We start from the raw sequence: 17557 nt of genomic DNA on the forward strand, positions 1-17557 counted from the left end.
AGAGGTTATTTATAGTGAAACAATTTTAATGCAGACCAATATCAAAAAGCGTTTTTTTACGGTAGCGAAGAGCAAAGTGGTGATTGGCTTCTTGTTAGCCTGTTTTGCCCTTTTAACAGCTTGGGCTATCAGCAGGTTTGCCTTTAAGAAGATGTTGCACACTGTGGAGGAGATTTCGGCACCGAACGAACGCCTCAAAATGGTAAACCAGTTGTCGCACAGCATTTCAAAGCTCGACCAGTTGCAGCGCGATCAGGCCATCAACAACAAAGGAAAGAGTACCGAGTTTATCAGGGAATCGCGGGCTTCGCGCAGTGATTTGGATACTTTGGCCAAGCTTTACGCCAAAGACAAGGCCCAATTGAGGCGCATCAGGTCTATCAAAAGGCTGCTTGATGATAAGGACCAGCAGTTTGTGATGTACATGCAGGTACGCGAAACCTTGGTCAATACCAAATCGTTTTCTGAAGAGGTAAGCAAACTGAATAAGCTGATTGCCCAGCGTGGCCAACAACGCGACAGTGCCCTTTTGACTACCGAAACCTCTACTTCGACCACTATTGTCGCGCCAGAAGAGGAACAGAAATCGAGGGGATTTTTAAGCAAGCTGTTTGGCAAGAAGAAATCAGAGGTCTATAAAATCATTAATGAAGAATTTAAAATCAAGCGCGATACCTTAAATACGCAAGTAGAAGATAGCATTGCCAATCACATCGACACCATTTTAAGGACCATTGAAACCGAGCAGAAAGAAAAAAGCGCCAAGTTTTTAAAAAGGGAAGCCGATTTGGCCACGGCCAGTACGCTCATTACCACCCAAATGCTCAATATCCTGAAAGAGGTAGAGGCCGATGCGGTGGCGCAGGTTGACCTGAAAAACAATCAGGCCAAAGCAGTGGTTAATAAAGGCGCTGGACAGATTACGGCTTTGCTGATCGGCTTTTTCTTCTTGACCATTGTGCTGGTGTACCTCATCTTAACAGACATTACCAGCATTAACCGCTACCGAAAAGACCTCGAAACCGCCAAAGACGAGGCCGAGTACCACAGCAAGGCCAAACAGCGCTTCCTTTCTAACATGAGCCACGAAATCAGAACGCCCTTGCAGTCTATTTTGGGTTATGCCGAGCTGATTGCGCAACAGGATAAGCCGAATAAGAAAAACGTGGATGCGATCTACCAGTCGGCGGTGCATTTATTGCAGATTGTAAACGAGGTGCTCGATTACAACCGCATCATTTCGGGCGAGTTTACTTTTAATCAACAGGTGTTTAACGTAGGCAAAGTGCTTGATGAGGTGGTGGAGGTGATGCGCCCGCTGGCCGAACAGAAGCAGGTGAGTTTGGTTACCGATTTTGAGTTGGATGGCGTGCATTATGCCCTGGGCGATGCCTTTAGGTTGAAGCAGATTTTGTTCAACCTGTTGGGCAATGCCATTAAATTTACGGTAGAGGGCCAAATTAACTTCGACCTTTCGCTAAAAAGACATGGCGATTTTGTGCATTTCAACTTTGTGATCAAAGACACCGGCATTGGCTTTGACGAAGCACATATCCAACGGATCTTTAACGAGTTTGAACAAATAGAAAGCAGTGAAAAATACATCCATAACCAAACCGGAACAGGCTTGGGCTTGGCCATTGTTAAATCTTTGGTCGAAAGCCAGGATGGTCGCATTAACGTAAAAAGCCAAAAAGAGAAGGGTACTACATTTACTTTCCACCTGAAATATCGGTATGCCGAAAAACCTGAAAACGAATTGGAAACCATTGGCCAAAACGCCATTGCCCATACCGGCAAAGTATGGATGATAGACGATGACCAGCTGATTTTGGAACTGTGTGCATTGATTTTCGAAAAGCATCATATTCCTTACCAAACCTTTAACACGGCGCAGGCCATACTCAATGCCGAACAAAGCGGCGTAAATTATGTGCTTATTGATATGCGTTTGCCAGAAATGTCGGGGTTGGAACTGCACCGCATCTTGAAACATAAAATGCCTCCGCATGTTAAGTTTTATGCCATTACGGCACAGGTACTGCCCGATGAACAGCAAGCTATTTTAGCCGAAGGATTTAGTGGCTTGATTACGAAGCCTTTTAAAACAGAAGACCTCTTGTCTATTTTCGAAAGGGCAATTGCGGTTAAAGAACAGGTAGCGTTTGATGTTAGCACTATCGAGAAGATGACTTTGGGCGATCAGCAATTGCTGCAAAGGATATTGAACCAGTTTCAAGCCGATTGCCAGCACGACAGCGAAATGCTTAAAGAAAGCCTCCTGAAAGAAGACAAAGCCAATTGCCGACTTATTGTACACCGTTTGGCCGGACGTACTGCCCAAGTTGGGGCTGCCGCACTGGCGGAAAAATTTAGAAAGCTGGAACTTGAAATAGAGGAAAGCGTCCGAATTGACGAGAAGATAAAGCATCAGGTCAACAACCTCGTCGATGAGCTTGATCAGTTGCTCCTATTGGTTAACGAAATGGATTATTCGATGCCGTAGCGTTCCATTTTGCTGTAAAGCGTTTTACGATCAATATTAAGCAACTTGGCCGCCTTTGATTTGTTGAACCTTACTTTTTGCAGGGTTTCGGTAATGAGCTGTTTCTCGTTTTGTTCGTTTACGGCTTTGAGGTCGGTACCGCTGTTTTTCGACAACTGGCTTACGGCCATTTTCATTTCGTCGGGCAGGCTCGCTGTTCCAGCTGTATCGCCAGGGCTTAAAAGCACCATTCTTTTGATTACGTTTTTGAGCTCGCGCAAATTGCCTGGCCAATCGTAATCGAGCAACAGTTGTTTGGCATCAGGTTCAATAGCCTGCACGTTTCGGTTCAGTTCTTTGTTGCTCAGCGCGATAAAGTGGTTGATAAACAGTTCCAAATCCTTGCCCCGATCCCTCAAGGCAGGCAACTGTATCTTAAATTCGTTTAGGCGGTGGTAAAGATCTTCCCTAAATTCGCCTTGTTGGATGCTGTTGGCCAAATCGTCGTTGGTAGCCGCAATGATCCTCACATCTACCGAAATAGTCTTGGTACTGCCAATGGGCTGAATGATACGTTCTTGTAAGGCCCTGAGCAGTTTTACCTGCACTTCGTAACTCAGGTTGCCCACCTCGTCTAAAAACAAAGTACCGCCATTGGCGGCCTCGAATTGTCCTTTTTTATCGTTCAATGCCCCTGTAAATGCGCCTTTTGTATGTCCAAAAAGCTCGCTTCCAGCCAAATCTTTCGATAAGGTACCGCAATCGATGGCAATAAAGGGCTTGGTGCTGCGCTTGCTCTGTAGGTGCAGGGTTTTGGCAATATGTTCTTTGCCGGTGCCGCTTTCGCCTTGGATGATCACCGACATATCGGTTGGCGCTACCAGGGCAATATGTTGGTGCAGTTTTTCGGCTACCTCGCTTTTGCCTTTAATAAAGTTATCGTCTGCTACTACGGGTTCGGCTTCGTCTTTGGCCAGCGAATTTTTGATCACCATCAGCAATTCGTCGGGATTTACCGGCTTGGTAATGTAATCGAAGGCGCCCAGCTGTATCGATTTTACGGCGGTGCGCACATCGTTAAAGCTGGTCATGACGATGGTGGGAGTGGCAATGCCTTTTTCGCGGGCATATTTGAGCACATCGAGCCCCGTGCCATCGGGCAAGCGATAATCGACCAGCAACAGATCAAAGTCCTGTTGGTCTATCAATTTGTACGCTTGTTTGGTGTTTGATGCCAATAAGACCTCGAAACCACTTTTAATTAAAAAGCCTTCAATAATTTGCGCAAAAGTGGAGTCGTCTTCAACAATTAGGAATTTTGACATAATACAAAAATAACAAAAGCCAGATAAATCCGGCCTTTGTTAAAGTATAATTGTGTTTTCTGCTATTCAATGATACTGTTGATTTTTGGTTATTCAACAGGTTTACCGTCTTTGTCAAGTTTGATAGAACCGGTTTCCTGTTCTTTCTTCACGTCGATTTGGTACCACTCTTTTTTAGCTTTTTCGTCTTTAACCAAGAAAGCTGCAGTAGCTGTCCAGGCTTTGTAAGGCTCAGAAGCCAAAGTAGTTTTTATACCTTCTGGCAAATCTTCCAATTTTACCGGAGTTTTGGTTACACTGTCTTGAACGGTAGTAACGATTTCAATTTGATTTGATTTTACTTCACTTGCTTGTGCTGCTGAAAATCCTGCGAATGCTAACGTAGCGGCTAAAAATAATTTTTTCATAACTGTATTTTTAAATTAGGGTTTTGAAATAAATAATTACACTGAGCTATAGTGCATAATGGTGCCAAAAGAAAAATTATTTTCAATTAGCTGAAAATCAATATGATAAATTTATTTGCAAGATTGAACACTGTTGCGTTTCTCCACAACTTGCTGATTTTGTCGTCAAAAAACAGATAAACTTCTTAGGTTTCGAACAGAATGCGCTTAATTTGTGGCATGCAACATTACATTTCGGCCGACTGGATCTTTCCGGTTGAAACAGCTCCTATCCAAAATGGCGTAATTGGCCTTGATGCCGATGGAACCATTACCGTCGTACTTACACCCGAACAAGTGCAAGAAATGAGGCTTGAAGGCATAGTGAGCTACAAAGGAGCCATTATTCCGGGCTTGGTTAATACCCATTGCCATTTGGAGCTTTCGCACCTGTTCGGGAAAATTGACGAACATACCGGCTTGCCCCAGTTCATCAGACAGATTTTGGCCTTGCGTGCACAGCCTGAAGACGAAATCACGGCCGCGATGCAAAAAGCCGACGAAGCCATGTATGCCAATGGTATTGTTGCGGTTGGCGATATTTCCAACCAATTGGATTCGAAAGCCGTTAAGCTGCAAAGTAAAATCTACTACCATACCTTTGTAGAAGTTTTTGGTTTTAGCAGGCCATCGGAGCCTGTAATAGAAGCCGGCTTAAAACTCAAGGCCGATTTCTCGCCCCTCAAAGCTTCTGTGGTGCCCCATGCGCCATATTCGGTTTCTTCGAGCTTGTTTGCCGAAATTAAAAAGAACAATGCCGAAGATGATATTTTGAGCATCCACAACCAGGAGACGGCTGGCGAGAACGAACTTTTTGCTAAAGGCACAGGCCCACTTGTCGATTTTTTTGCCAGCGTAGGCATACCTCCGCACGAAGCGCAGGCCTCGGGCCAGAATGCAATCCGCTACCATTTGCCCCAGCTCCGCCAAACCTTAAATACGTTGTTGGTTCATAATACGATGAGCGAGGTAGAAGATGTACGGTTTGCCGAACAGGCACATCCTAATTTGTATTGGTGCCTTTGCCCCAATGCCAATTTATATATCGAAAACTGCCTGCCTGATGTAAAGATGTTCAAGAGCCAGCGGGTCGCTTTAACTTTGGGTACCGATAGCTTGGCCAGCAACCATCAGCTTAATATTTTGGCCGAAATGAAAACCCTGCAAGACCGTTTGCAACTTCCTTTTGATGATTTGCTGCAATGGGCAACCTTGAACGGAGCCATGTTTTTAAATATCGATTCAATTTTTGGAAGCCTTAAAGTTGGCAAAAAGCCAGGCTTGAACTTGGTGCAGCTCTCGGCCGATTTTAAATTGGAAAGCGACCAGGTTCAACGTTTATTTTAATGAATAGGCCATGAAGATAGCCATAATAGACGATTATCAGGATGTAGTCAAAACCTTGGCTTGTTTCGAGCTGCTTGAGGGCCACGACGTACAAATTCTGAACGATACCGAAAAAGATCCGGCATTGCTCGCTGCCAAGCTGCAGGATGTAGAGGCATTGGTGCTCATTAGAGAGCGAACAGCCATCACGACTGACCTGCTTAAACAACTGCCTAACCTGAAGCTGATTAGCCAAACAGGTAAAATAGCCGGCCACTTGGATCTAGAAGCCTGCAACAACCATAAAGTAGCCGTAGCCGAAGGCGTGGGCTCGCCAGTGGCACCTGCCGAACTAGCCTGGCTTCTGATCATGAATACCTTAAGACAGTTGCCCAATGCTATTGCGGCGATGAAAGCCGGGAATTGGCAAACCAATATAGGTACCAGTGTTTACGGAAAAACCATCGGTATATGGGGCTATGGCAAAATAGGCAAGCTGATAGCCAATTACGCCAAGGCTTTTGGTGCCATGGTTTTGGTTTGGGGAAGCGAACAATCGCGGGCCAATGCTGTGGCCGATGGCTTTGAAGCGGCCCACAATAAAGCCGACTTTTTTAGCGAAGCAGATGTGGTGACGTTGCACCTGCGCCTCAACGAACAAACTATGGCCATCGTGAAAGCAAGCGACCTGAGCCTGATGAAACCCACCGCCGTACTTGTCAATACCGCGAGGGCCGAATTGATTGAAAGTGGTGCCTTGCTCAAGTGCCTAAAAGCTGGCCGACCAGGTTTTGCGGGTGTCGACGTTTATGAGAACGAACCCATCAAAAATGCTAATTTTGAATTGTTAACGCTCCCCAATGTAGTGTGTGCCCCACATTTGGGCTATGTAGAGCAAAACAGCTATGAACTGTATTTTGGCAAAGCCTTCGAAAACGTGGTCAACTACAGCAAAGGCAGGCCAACGCATATTGTAAATCCAGAAGTACTTAAATAAGGTAAATCAAACATGAACCCCATCTGTAAATTATTCAACATCAAATATCCCATTATACAGGCCGGAATGATCTGGTGCAGTGGTTGGAGGCTGGCTTCGGCGGTTTCGAATGCTGGCGGATTGGGCATTATAGGTGCCGGGTCTATGTATCCCGAGGTACTTCGAGAGCATATCCGAAAATGTAAGGCGGCTACAGCGCATCCTTTTGGGGTAAATGTGCCTTTGCTTTATCCCAATATCCAGGAAATTATGGATATTTTGGTAGAGGAGGGCATAAAAATCGTATTTACCTCGGCGGGTAATCCGGCCACCTGGACATCTTTTTTAAAATCGCACGAAATTACGGTGGTTCATGTCATTGCCAACACCAAGTTTGCGCTCAAGGCCGAAGCGGAGGGGGTTGACGCCATCGTGGCGGAGGGCTTTGAGGCCGGCGGGCATAACGGACGTGAAGAAACCACTACCATGTGCCTTATCCCGATGATTGCCAAGACGGTAAAAATTCCGGTAATTGCGGCAGGGGGGATAGGCAGCGGGCGAGCCATGTTGGCGGCCATGGCTTTAGGCGCTGCTGGAGTGCAAATAGGTTCGGCTTTTGCGGTAGCCGAAGAATCGTCGTGCCACCCCAACTTTAAAGCAAAAATTATCCAGGCTAACGAAGGCGACACCAAGCTGAGGCTGAAAAAACTGGTACCTGTGCGCCTGCTTCAAAATGAATTTGCGGCTGCGGTTGGACAAGCCGAGGCCGATGGCGCCAGCACCGAACAATTGGCCACGCTTTTGGGCAGGGCCAGGGCAAAACTGGGTATGTTTGAGGGCGATATGGACCAAGGAGAACTCGAAATCGGACAAGTTTCGGCCATGCTTGACGAAATTAAACCTGCAGCCCATATCCTCAGCGAAATTTGGAAAGAATTTTTGCAGGAGAAAAAGAGGCTTCTAGCAACAGAATTTTAAATCAAGAAAAAGGGTTAATAGTCTATGGTCGATTGTCCATAGTGAAGATTAACTAAAAAGTATCAATACCATGAGCTATGGGCCATGGACAATTAGCTAATGAGCCAATCAACTAATGAGCTAATGAGCTAATGAACGAATGACCAATGGCTAATGAACCAATGACAAATGAACTAACGGCTAATGAACCAACAAAAATGAAACATATCAATATCAAAGTAACAGGCAAGGTGCAGGGCGTTTTTTTTAGGGCGAGCACCAAGGCCGTGGCCGACCAAATGGGCGTAAAAGGTTTGGTAAAGAACCAAAAAGACGGCAGTGTTTACATCGAAGCCGAAGCCAGTGAAACCATACTCGACCTCTTTTTAGATTGGTGCAAGGAAGGTCCTGAAAAATCGGTCGTAGAAAATGTAGAAGTAGCTGATGGAGAAATTAAAAATTATCGCAACTTTGAAGTTATCAAAAAGAATCTGTTGTGGTAAAATTCAATTGGCGAATTGAGATGGATGGTTTATGGTAGCGAGAGCTCTAGCTGAAAATCTAAAATCGTCAATCTAAAACCTAAATTACATTGTCTGTATATAAAAAATTTATTGGTCAAACCGCTGTTTATGGCATAAGTACGGTCCTTTCGAGGCTGTTCAACTTTATCCTGACCCCAATTTACACCAGGGTTTATCCCAAGGGCGTGTATGGCATTTTTACGAACATCTATGCCAATGCCTCCATCATCAATGCTATTTTGGCTTTTGGTATGGAAAGCACCTATTTCAGGTACCTTAACAAGTTTGAAGACAAGAAACAGGAGGTATACAACAATTCGTTCCTTTGCATTGCCTTTATTTCTACCTTGTTTTTGTTAACGGGCATCGTATTTAACGAACAGATTGCCGGCTATCTGGCCAATAAACCCAGCGAAATACCCGATTATAAGCAGTATGTTAACTTTTTCTTGTGGATTTTGTTCATCGATGCCATCAGCGTTATTCCCTTTGCCAAACTGCGTGCCGACGAAATGGCCATGAGTTACAGCGTAGCCAAATTCCTGAATATTGGTTGTTTTGTAGGCTTTAACCTGTTTTTTATCTATGGCATTCCGGCAATTATCAAGCACCATTGGCTGGGTGCCGATTGGCTGGCCACCTGGTACAGGCACCACTGGGTGGGCTATGTGTTTATTGCCAACCTTATTGCCAGTATCGTAACTTTTATTTACCTCATTCCGCAGTTTTTGCAATTGCAGCTCAGGTTCGACAAGAAATTGTTTGCGGCCATGTTCTCTTACAGCTGGCCAATTTTGGTGGCCAACCTTTCTTTCATCGTGAATGAAAACTTGGATAAGATAGTATTGAACAAGCTGTTGCCCCCTGCGGTTGCCAATGGCGAAGTGGGTATTTATGGCGCCGTATGCAAAATTGCCATCTTCCTCAGCATCTTTATTACCGCATTTAGGCTGGGTGCCGAACCTTTCTTTTTCAGCCATGCCAAGCATAAAGACGCCAAAAATACTTATGCCACCATTCTGCAGTACTTTGTAATTGCCTTGGCCATTATTTTTGTGGCGCTGATTGCCAATATCGAAATCCTTAAATATTTCATCAGTCGTGACGAAAAGCACATTGCCGAGTTTTGGGTTGGCCTGCCTGCCGTACCTTACCTGTTGCTGGGCTATGTTTGCCTGGGTATTTACATGAACCTTTCGGTATGGTACCGTCTTTCAGACCAAACCCGCTTTGGCTTGTACATTTCGGTGGCAGGCGCCATCATTACTATTGTGCTTAACCTGGTGCTGATTCCGAGGTTCAGTTACATGGGCTCGGCCTGGACCAGTATGTTGGCCTATTTGGTGATGATGGTTTTGTCGTACGTACTGGGACAGAAATATTACCCCATACCTTATAACCTGAAAAAGATCTTGGCTTATTTGGTAATCTCTACAGCGATTGTATTCTCGTCGTTTTTCATCTTTCACCGCAACATTTATATCGGCAATGCCATGCTCATCGTTTTTGTGGCAGGTATTTTTTATGTAGAGAAAGACGGTTTAATGAAAATCTTAAAAAAAGGCTAATCCATGTTAAACATCAAGATTATCAACCATTCAACCCATCTTTTGCCGGCCTACGAAACCGAGCATGCGGCGGGTATGGACTTAAGGGCTTTCCTAAATGAAGCCATCACGATTAAACCTTTGCAGCGTATTTTAATTCCAACGGGTTTACACATCGAGTTGCCGGTAGGCTACGAAGCGCAAATCAGGCCCAGAAGCGGATTGGCCTTTAAGCACGGCATAGGTATTGTCAATTCGCCGGGAACCATTGATGCCGATTACCGCGGAGAAATCAAGGTGTTGCTGGTTAACCTGTCAGACACCGATTTTGTGGTGAACGATGGCGAGCGGATTGCACAAATGGTGGTAGCCAAACACGAAACCGTTAATTGGCAACCGGCAACCGAACTGGGCGATACCCAACGTGGTGCCGGAGGCTATGGCCATACGGGAAAATAATTAATGATTGAATGATTGGATTTTGAATGGTAGAATGTAAAGAATAAAGCTTATGGATAGCCATTCACTCATTCAAAATTCATTTATTCAAAACTAAAAGGGTATGAAAGTTAAACTTGTTTTGGTGTTGGTTTTTGCCTGGTGTGCTCTTGCGGGGGCGCAAGAAGCCGTCACGCTTCCTTCGCGGGAAAACAATGCCATTAAAGAACTGTTTTTTGCCGGGCTCAAAGAAAAAATGGCCGAAAACTATGCCAATGCCAATGTTAGCTTTAACAAGGTAGTGGCCATGGATGCCAAAAACCATGCAGCCTATTTTGAGCTGGCTTCGCTTAACCTGCGTCAGAACAAATTATTGGATGCAGAAGTAGCCATCAAAAAAGCCATCGCCCTTAACCCCGAAAATGTTTGGTACCTGAAACTCCAATCGGAGATTTACAAGCGCAACGGCAATATGGAAGCTTTGATACCAGTGCTCGATCAATTGGTTAAACTTGCCCCAGAAACCGAAGAATATTATTTTGACAAAGCCAGCGCTTTGGCCATTGCCGGAAAAACCGAAGAAGCCCAAAAGGCCTACGATGCCGTAGAAAAGAAATTCGGCTCATCGAAAGAACTGACTTTGGCCAAGCAACGCATTGCCGTGCAGGGCAAAACCCCGGCAAACGACGAGGCCCTGAACAAAATGATCAGCGAAGGCCCCGCCGATGTAAAAAACTACCTCTATTTAAGTGGCATCCTTTTAGAAAAGAACAAACAGGCCGAAGCACTGGCGCTTTTGCAAAAAGCCAAGGCTTTAGAACCCGATAATTACGAAATTGGTTTGGCGATGGCCGATGTCTATAAATCGCAGAAGAACAACGAACTGGCCGTAGAGGCCTTAAAGAGTGCTTTTGCAAATCCGGGGATGCCCGTGGCCAATAAAACCAAGATCATTAGTGCCATGTTGGCCAAATTTAGCAATCCGGGTGTAGCCAAAGATGCTACGGTTCTGGCTCAAACGGCCTTGAAGGCGCACCCTAGCGAGCCAAAACTCCTGCTTTTGTATGGCGATGTATGTTATCAGCAAGGCAACCTTAATCATGCCAAAGAACAGTATATGGCCGCCTTGAAGCTGTCTGATCAGCTGTACATGGCCTGGGAAAAGGTATTGAGCATTCAAACTTTGCTGGGCCAATACACAGAAGCCATTAAAACCGGCGATGATGCCCTAGCCATTTATCCCAATCAGGCCATTTTATATTATTACAAGGCCTTTGCACTGCATAGAAACGGGCAAAATGCCGAAGCTGGACTGGAAATCAAATCGGCTTTGCAGCTAGATGCCGACGACAATAGCTTAAAGGCCATGATTTTTGCCCTGCAGGCCGAGGTTTTTATAGACCAGGCCAAGCTCAAAGAGGCCGATGTGGCTTTCGATAAGGCCATTGCGCTCGATCCGGGCAATTATTTGACCTTGAGCAATTATGCCTATTATTTAGCGTTAAGAAATCAGAATTTAACCAAAGCCGAACAACTCGCAGCCAAAGCGGCGGCGGCATTGCCACAAAATGCATCCATCGCCGATACTTATGCCATGGTACTGCTTAAACAAGGCAAGTACGAACAAGCACTTAACTGGATCGAAAAGGCATTGCAAAACAATGAGGCTTCAAACCCTGTTTACCTAGAGCACTACGGCGATATCCTTTTCCTGAAAGGAGAAACAACCGCGGGGCTAGAGCAATGGCAAAAGGCCAAACAGGCAGGAAACGATTCTGATAAACTAAACAAGAAAATCAATGAAAAGAAATATATTAAGTAGCCTATTGTTGGCATTGGTAGTTTTTGGGCTAGGGTGTAAGCCTAAGAAGATTATTGTGGCCACACCTCCGGTTAGTCAGGAGCAACCCGCGCAACCCGATAAAAAGCAAGACAACCTGAACTTGCTTAAAGGCAAAGATCTTTCTTTTAATACCTTGGCCTTAAAGGGCAAAACAAAGCTAGACATTAATGGCGACGAGAATAGCGTAACCATCAACATCAGGATCCAAAAAGACAAAAAGATCTGGGCCATCATTACGGCGGCCGGTGGCATCGTAGAAGTGGCCAGGGCCGTCATTACGCCCGACAGTTTGCTTCTGCTCAATAAGCTGGAAAAAACCTACACCAAAAAACCGTTCAGCTATATTTATAATTTCACCAACAAGCAGATCAGTTTTGGCCTGTTGCAGGCCATATTTGCAGGCAATACCATTCCAGAGTTTACGACCATGGATGCCAACCTGGTTCAGGAAAACGGCGTATGGGTACTGAGTGGCAACAGTGGCGATTTGGCTTACCGAACGCTTTTTAACACCTTGCTCAAACCAGCCGAAGTTACGCTGAACGATGCCAAGGCGGCACAGGCCCTCAAAGTAAGCTACGGAAAATATACGCCGGTAAACAATGCACTGTTTCCATCGAGCGTTAAAATCAATACGATGTCGGGCGAGAAAAAGATAAATATAGAAATCGAATTCACTAAGATAGAGAGCAATGTGCCGGTAGATTTCCCTTTTACCGTCCCTAAAAATTTTCAGGTTATCAACTAAATTTTTATATTTTTGGTGCAATGAAGTTAAACAAGTTACTCCTTTCCCTGCTGTTAACGGGCCTATGTTCAACCGGTTTTGCACAATCGAGCAAAGAGCTGATCAAAAAAAAGGAAGCCCTGCAAAGGCAGATAGAATTAGCCGAAAAGAACCTGAACAAAACCGCCAGTGGCAAAAAACTGACGCTGACCGAGATCAATACGATCAAGGCCCAGGTGCGTTTAATGCAGGATAAAATCTCTACCATCAACTCGGAAATGAAAAATCTGGATCACCAGATTACCGAAAATACGGGTAAGGTACACAACCTGCAGAACCGACTGAGCGATTTGAAAAAGGAGTATGCCAACATGATCCGTTTTGCGCAGCGCAACCGCAACTCGTACGATAAGATGATGTTTGTTTTCGCCGCCAGCGACTTCAACCAGGCCTATAAACGCATCAAATACCTGCAGCAATTTGGCCAATACCGTAAAAAACAGGCGGCCTATATACAGGGAACCGAAAAAGACCTGAGCAATCAGATCGTGGTGCTTGACAAAGACTTAAAGAACAAAAACAACCTGCTCAAAGAACAGGTCAGCGAAAAATCGAAGCTCGACAAAAAGAAGATCGAGCAAACCGTAGTGCTTAACCAATTGAGCAAACAGGAAAAGCAATATAAGCAAGACATCCAAAAGAAAAGGCAGCAGCAGGAAGCCATAAGCAGAGAAATCAGGGCCGCCATTAACAGAGAGATTGCAGCCGCCAGAAAAAAAGCCGAAGAAGAGGAAAGAGAAAGAGAGCGGATTGCGGCGGCGAAAGCCAAGGCCGAAAACAGGCCAGCTCCGGCCGCACCGGCAAAGCCTAAATCGGCAACGACCAGCGAAATGCTGAGGGCAACTCCAGAAGCCGCCAAATTATCAGCCGCTTTTGAAAACAATAGAGGCAGTTTGCCAGCTCCGGTGGCTACGGGCTATATTGTGCAGCATTTTGGTGCCTATAAAGTTGATCAGGCTACTGCAAACAGCGATGGCGTAACCTATAACACGGCAGAAGGCACGGCTGTTCGTGCAGTTTTCAACGGCAAGGTTGCTTCGATCAGCCCTTTCCAGGGACGTTACTTTATTCTGATCAATCATGGCGAATATTTTACGGTTTATTCTAACCTCAAGAGCGTGAGCGTATCAAAAGGCGAAACGGTGAGTACAAAGCAGGTCATCGGTGTAGTAGGTGATAGCAATGGCGTAGGCGAGCTCGAATTCCAGGTAAGAAAAGGCGATAAGGCGCAAAATCCGGAAGGTTGGATTGCACGTTAAACCTTTAAGAACTAATATTTGTCTATATTTGTATAAAAATTGATTAAAGATGTATTCAGGGGTGTTATTAGAGTTCCTAAACATGGGTGGCGGCGAGGTTGCCCTCATTATGGTGGCCATACTTTTGTTATTTGGAGGTAAAAAATTGCCAGAATTGGCAAGAGGGCTTGGAAAAGGTATCAGAGAGTTTAAGGATGCGTCGGAAGGTGTCAAGCGTGAAATCCATCGCAACATCAATGCCGTAGATATAGACAAAGAATTGAACGAAGAGGCAGAGATTGAGAAAAATGCAGAGCGCCATCATCCAACAGAAGAGGCAACTGCACCAGCAAGCGAAGCCCCGGCCAACGAGCCAACGGCAACCGAAACCCACAAGGATAAAGAAGCCTATTAGTAGGCCATAAAATCAGACTTAAAAAACTTAATATAAAAAAATCATGGTACAACCAACAATTCTTGCCAGCTTAGGCACACCAGAGATCCTTTTGATTATCGCTGCTCTTTTGTTGCTTTTTGGAGGCAAGAAAATCCCAGAATTGATGCGCGGTTTGGGAAGAGGCGTAAAAGAATTTAAAGACGGTAAAGACGGGTTAGATTCGGGCGGCAACCCAACTAACAGAGACGAAAAAAACTAATTTAATTCACGCTATTCTAATTCTTTTAAATCCAAGTCTTGAAGAAATTTACTTCACTAGCCGAGATACGCACAAAGCTCGACCAAAAAGAGCTTGATTTACAGGAATTATTGGCATATTATTTCGAGCAGATAGCTGTTCATAAACACCTCAACGCGTTTAATGAGGTGTTTTTTGATTCTGCAACCCAGCAAGCCACCCTGGTACAGCAAAAGCTGGCCAACGGAACGGCAGGCAAACTGGCAGGTATGGTCATTGGCATCAAAGACAACATCTGTTACGCCGGCCATGAGGTTACGGCCTCTTCTAAAATGCTCGAAGGCTTTATTTCTCCTTATTCATCAACGGTAGTCGAACGCCTGTTGCAGGAAGATGCCATTATTATTGGCCGCCTAAACTGCGACGAGTTTGCCATGGGCGGCTCTAACGAAACTTCTTATTTCGGTGCGGTTAAAAATGCGGCCGACGAAGCCAGGGTAGCAGGGGGCTCCTCGGGTGGGTCGGCAGTAGCCGTACAAGCCGACATGTGCCTGGCCACCCTGGGTACCGATACCGGCGGTTCGGTTCGCCAACCTGCAGCTTTTTGTGGCAACATCGGCTTTAAGCCAACTTATGGACGAATTTCTCGTTACGGCGTCATTGCCTATGCCTCTTCTTTCGATCAGGTAGGTACTTTAACCAGTTCGGTTAGCGATGTGGCCTTGTTACTCGAAGTATTGGCAGGTGCCGATGAAGAAGACAGCACCGTAGCAACGCTTGCAGTGCCCCAGTATTCGCAACATTTAACACTGTTGGCTCCCAAAAAAATTGCCGTACTTCGCGAAACCATCGATAACGAAGCCCTCGACCCCGAAATCAAACAGGCCATACTCGCTAGTTTGGAGCAATTCAAAAGCCTGGGCCACGAAATTGAGTACGTATCATTTAACCTGCTCGATTACCTGGTGCCAACCTATTACATTTTAACTACTGCCGAAGCTTCTTCTAACCTTTCGCGCTTTGATGGCGTGCACTACGGTCATCGCAACACCGATGCCGAAAGCCTGAACAGCCTTTACAAGTTGTCGAGGGCCGAAGGTTTTGGCGAAGAGGTAAAGCGTAGGATCATGTTGGGCACTTTTGTGCTTAGCGCTGGCTACTATGATGCCTATTACCAAAAGGCACAGCAGGTACGCCGCTTAATTAGGGAAAAGATCGAAGAGCTGTTAAAGACCTACGATTTCCTGTTAAGTCCGGTTACACCAACGCCAGCCTTTAAAATGGGCGAACATAGCCAAGATCCCCTGGTGATGTACATGGCCGATATTTATACCGTGCTGGCTTCATTGGCTGGTATTCCGGCAGTTGCCTTGCCTTTGGGCAATAACCAGGCAGGTTTGCCGTTAAGTGTTCAGTTAATGACCAAACATTTTAACGAGCAGGAGCTACTTTCCCTGTCGCATAGCTTTTTAAATAAAAATTAGGACTAGCCGTTTTTCGGCTGTGCTGTACAGGCATGCTTATGGCCATTCATCGGCAAGCCGAATAAAGTTGATGTTGGATTTCCTCGCGGATGGTTCCTCATCATTTAAAACCAAATGATAAGCTGATGAAAAAAATTGTACTATTTGCGTTAAGTTTAGTGGCATTTTTCAATGCAACAGCCCAAAATCCGATCAGAAATACCCAAAGCGATTCCCTGTTTAAAACCATTACGGCCAATTTGCCACACGATACCGTTGCCGTACCTTTAATAGACAAGCCCTTGTTTTATAACCAGAACCTGGTGTACAAGCTGCGTTTGGATTCGATCCAAAAAACAGTACCACTGAGCTATAACGAGTATGTACAGAATTTTATCGATATCTACAGTCGACGTAAGGACATGATGGGCAAAATGCTCGGACTGTCTAACTACTATTTTCCCATCTTCGAAAAAGCACTAAAGGCCTATAACATTCCGGCCGAAATCAAATACCTGCCTATTATCGAATCGTCAATGAGCCCGCACGCCATTTCGAGGGTAGGCGCCACCGGCCTTTGGCAGTTTATGTTTGGCACCGCCAAGGCTTACGGCTTAAACATGGACAATTTTGTGGACGAGCGCAAGGACCCAATCCAGGCCAGTTATGCCGCAGCGGCCTACTTTAGGGATGCCTACGAAGAGTTGGGCGATTGGCTGTTGGCCATTGCAGCCTATAATTGTGGCAAAGGCAATGTAACACGAGCCATGGATAAGGCTGGCTCGAGAGATTTTTGGACCATCAGGCCTTACCTGCCCAAAGAAACCCGGGATTATGTGCCGGCTTTTATCGCCGCCGTGTATGTGATGAATTATGCCAATACGCATAACATTGCCATGCAAACCTCGCCAATTACGCTTAAAACAGATACAGTTCATGTGAGCCATTTTGTGGCATTGGCCGATTTGGCAAAGGCCATGAACTACGAAGAAGAAACCTTGGTTGGACTAAACCCATCATACAAGAAAAAAATCGTTAACGGAACTGCCGAATTGCCCAAGCGCATCATCATGCCTAAGGTAGAACAGGAAAACTTTGCCAAAATTTACGAGGTTTTAAATAACGATATCGAAATGGATCACGAGGTAATTTTGGCCTCAACAGACGATGTGCGAGAGCTGCGCAAGAAAGCACCGGTACAAAAAGCAGTGGCCAAATCCAATTACCATAAAGTTAAACCCGGCGAAAGCTTGGGCACCATTGCCAATTTGTACAAAGTAGAAGTGCAGGATCTTAAGGTTTGGAACAAGTTGCCAAGCAGTACGATTGTTCCGGGGCAAAAGCTAAAGATTTACGGACCTGCCCTCGAACAGGCTAAACCAGCCGCCAAAGCGAGCTTTGTTAACTACAAAGTAAAGGCTGGCGATACTTTGTCGGGCATTGCCGAAAAATTTGACGGCGTAACGGTGGCCGAAATCAAAAAAACAAATGGCCTTAAAAAAGCGGTCTTGCAGCCAGGTATGGTGCTGAAGATCAAAAGCTAATCGCAAGTCGGATTTCAGAGCGT

At 45.4% G+C, this 17557-nt stretch carries 16 protein-coding genes; 14 read left to right on the forward strand and 2 right to left on the reverse strand.

Annotated elements, in window-relative coordinates; all coding sequences use genetic code 11:
* Positions 1–28 precede the first annotated feature (28 nt).
* Complete coding sequence (locus VRU48_RS17215; protein WP_330109159.1) at positions 29–2506, forward strand: hybrid sensor histidine kinase/response regulator; 2478 nt, start codon at positions 29–31, stop codon at positions 2504–2506.
* Here VRU48_RS17215 and VRU48_RS17220 read toward each other — a convergent pair.
* Entirely contained in the window at positions 2491–3810 is a 1320-nt protein-coding gene (locus tag VRU48_RS17220) for a sigma-54-dependent transcriptional regulator (RefSeq protein WP_330109160.1), read from the reverse strand. The two genes, VRU48_RS17215 and VRU48_RS17220, sit on opposite strands and share 16 nt — an antisense overlap.
* An 89-nt stretch (positions 3811–3899) precedes the next feature.
* A complete protein-coding gene (locus VRU48_RS17225; RefSeq protein WP_330109161.1) occupies positions 3900–4217 on the reverse strand; it encodes a hypothetical protein in 318 nt (105 codons plus the stop codon).
* A 219-nt stretch (positions 4218–4436) separates the two neighbouring features.
* Between VRU48_RS17225 and VRU48_RS17230 the strand changes: the two genes are divergently transcribed.
* The 13 genes from VRU48_RS17230 (at position 4437) to VRU48_RS17290 (ending at position 17534) form a co-directional block, all read left to right on the forward strand.
* Positions 4437–5603, forward strand: a complete 1167-nt coding sequence (locus VRU48_RS17230) for an amidohydrolase family protein (RefSeq protein WP_330109162.1) — start codon at positions 4437–4439, stop codon at positions 5601–5603.
* 10 nt (positions 5604–5613) lie between these two features.
* On the forward strand, positions 5614–6579 hold the full coding sequence (locus VRU48_RS17235) for a D-2-hydroxyacid dehydrogenase family protein (RefSeq protein ID WP_330109163.1): 966 nt from the start codon (positions 5614–5616) through the stop codon (positions 6577–6579).
* A 12-nt stretch (positions 6580–6591) separates the two neighbouring features.
* Positions 6592–7536: an NAD(P)H-dependent flavin oxidoreductase gene (locus tag VRU48_RS17240; RefSeq protein WP_330109164.1), complete on the forward strand. Its 945-nt coding sequence runs from the start codon at positions 6592–6594 to the stop codon at positions 7534–7536.
* 197 nt (positions 7537–7733) lie between these two features.
* Positions 7734–8018 (forward strand): acylphosphatase, encoded by a 285-nt coding sequence (locus tag VRU48_RS17245; protein WP_330109165.1) that lies wholly within the window; start codon positions 7734–7736, stop codon positions 8016–8018.
* Positions 8019–8107: 89 nt separating this feature from the next.
* On the forward strand, positions 8108–9607 hold the full coding sequence (locus VRU48_RS17250; protein ID WP_330109166.1) for a lipopolysaccharide biosynthesis protein: 1500 nt from the start codon (positions 8108–8110) through the stop codon (positions 9605–9607).
* Positions 9608–9610: 3 nt separating this feature from the next.
* Entirely contained in the window at positions 9611–10045 is a 435-nt protein-coding gene (gene dut, locus VRU48_RS17255) for a dUTP diphosphatase (protein WP_330109167.1), read from the forward strand.
* A 103-nt stretch (positions 10046–10148) separates the two neighbouring features.
* A complete protein-coding gene (locus VRU48_RS17260; protein ID WP_330109168.1) occupies positions 10149–11846 on the forward strand; it encodes a tetratricopeptide repeat protein in 1698 nt (565 codons plus the stop codon).
* Positions 11824–12615 (forward strand): lipoprotein insertase outer membrane protein LolB1, encoded by a 792-nt coding sequence (lolB1, locus tag VRU48_RS17265; RefSeq protein WP_330109169.1) that lies wholly within the window; start codon positions 11824–11826, stop codon positions 12613–12615. Before VRU48_RS17260 ends, lolB1 begins: the two co-directional genes overlap by 23 nt.
* Positions 12616–12635: 20 nt before the next feature.
* Entirely contained in the window at positions 12636–13913 is a 1278-nt protein-coding gene (locus VRU48_RS17270; RefSeq protein ID WP_330109170.1) for a murein hydrolase activator EnvC family protein, read from the forward strand.
* 49 nt (positions 13914–13962) lie between these two features.
* Positions 13963–14307: a Sec-independent protein translocase subunit TatA/TatB gene (locus VRU48_RS17275; RefSeq protein WP_330109171.1), complete on the forward strand. Its 345-nt coding sequence runs from the start codon at positions 13963–13965 to the stop codon at positions 14305–14307.
* A gap of 43 nt (positions 14308–14350) precedes the next feature.
* A complete protein-coding gene (locus tag VRU48_RS17280) occupies positions 14351–14548 on the forward strand; it encodes a twin-arginine translocase TatA/TatE family subunit (protein ID WP_330109172.1) in 198 nt (65 codons plus the stop codon).
* Between the two features lie 38 nt (positions 14549–14586).
* The gene (gene gatA, locus VRU48_RS17285) at positions 14587–16011 is read left to right on the forward strand and encodes an Asp-tRNA(Asn)/Glu-tRNA(Gln) amidotransferase subunit GatA (RefSeq protein ID WP_330109173.1); all 1425 of its coding nucleotides are present in this window, start codon (positions 14587–14589) and stop codon (positions 16009–16011) included.
* Positions 16012–16136: 125 nt separating this feature from the next.
* Complete coding sequence (locus VRU48_RS17290) at positions 16137–17534, forward strand: lytic transglycosylase domain-containing protein (RefSeq protein ID WP_330109174.1); 1398 nt, start codon at positions 16137–16139, stop codon at positions 17532–17534.
* Positions 17535–17557 lie beyond the last annotated feature (23 nt).

Source organism: Pedobacter albus, from assembly GCF_036324255.1.
In the GTDB taxonomy this organism is placed as follows: domain Bacteria; phylum Bacteroidota; class Bacteroidia; order Sphingobacteriales; family Sphingobacteriaceae; genus Pedobacter; species Pedobacter albus.

What these genes read in the sequence shown, in the direction of transcription:
- VRU48_RS17215 (WP_330109159.1), top strand. Translation starts at nt 29, where the DNA reads ATGCAGACCAATATCAAAAAGCGTTTTTTTACGGTAGCGAAGAGCAAA.
- VRU48_RS17220 (WP_330109160.1), bottom strand. Translation starts at nt 3,810, where the DNA reads ATGTCAAAATTCCTAATTGTTGAAGACGACTCCACTTTTGCGCAAATT.
- VRU48_RS17225 (WP_330109161.1), bottom strand. Translation starts at nt 4,217, where the DNA reads ATGAAAAAATTATTTTTAGCCGCTACGTTAGCATTCGCAGGATTTTCA.
- VRU48_RS17230 (WP_330109162.1), top strand. Translation starts at nt 4,437, where the DNA reads ATGCAACATTACATTTCGGCCGACTGGATCTTTCCGGTTGAAACAGCT.
- VRU48_RS17235 (WP_330109163.1), top strand. Translation starts at nt 5,614, where the DNA reads ATGAAGATAGCCATAATAGACGATTATCAGGATGTAGTCAAAACCTTG.
- VRU48_RS17240 (WP_330109164.1), top strand. Translation starts at nt 6,592, where the DNA reads ATGAACCCCATCTGTAAATTATTCAACATCAAATATCCCATTATACAG.
- VRU48_RS17245 (WP_330109165.1), top strand. Translation starts at nt 7,734, where the DNA reads ATGAAACATATCAATATCAAAGTAACAGGCAAGGTGCAGGGCGTTTTT.
- dut (WP_330109167.1), top strand. Translation starts at nt 9,611, where the DNA reads ATGTTAAACATCAAGATTATCAACCATTCAACCCATCTTTTGCCGGCC.
- VRU48_RS17260 (WP_330109168.1), top strand. Translation starts at nt 10,149, where the DNA reads ATGAAAGTTAAACTTGTTTTGGTGTTGGTTTTTGCCTGGTGTGCTCTT.
- lolB1 (WP_330109169.1), top strand. Translation starts at nt 11,824, where the DNA reads ATGAAAAGAAATATATTAAGTAGCCTATTGTTGGCATTGGTAGTTTTT.
- VRU48_RS17270 (WP_330109170.1), top strand. Translation starts at nt 12,636, where the DNA reads ATGAAGTTAAACAAGTTACTCCTTTCCCTGCTGTTAACGGGCCTATGT.
- VRU48_RS17275 (WP_330109171.1), top strand. Translation starts at nt 13,963, where the DNA reads ATGTATTCAGGGGTGTTATTAGAGTTCCTAAACATGGGTGGCGGCGAG.
- VRU48_RS17280 (WP_330109172.1), top strand. Translation starts at nt 14,351, where the DNA reads ATGGTACAACCAACAATTCTTGCCAGCTTAGGCACACCAGAGATCCTT.
- VRU48_RS17290 (WP_330109174.1), top strand. Translation starts at nt 16,137, where the DNA reads ATGAAAAAAATTGTACTATTTGCGTTAAGTTTAGTGGCATTTTTCAAT.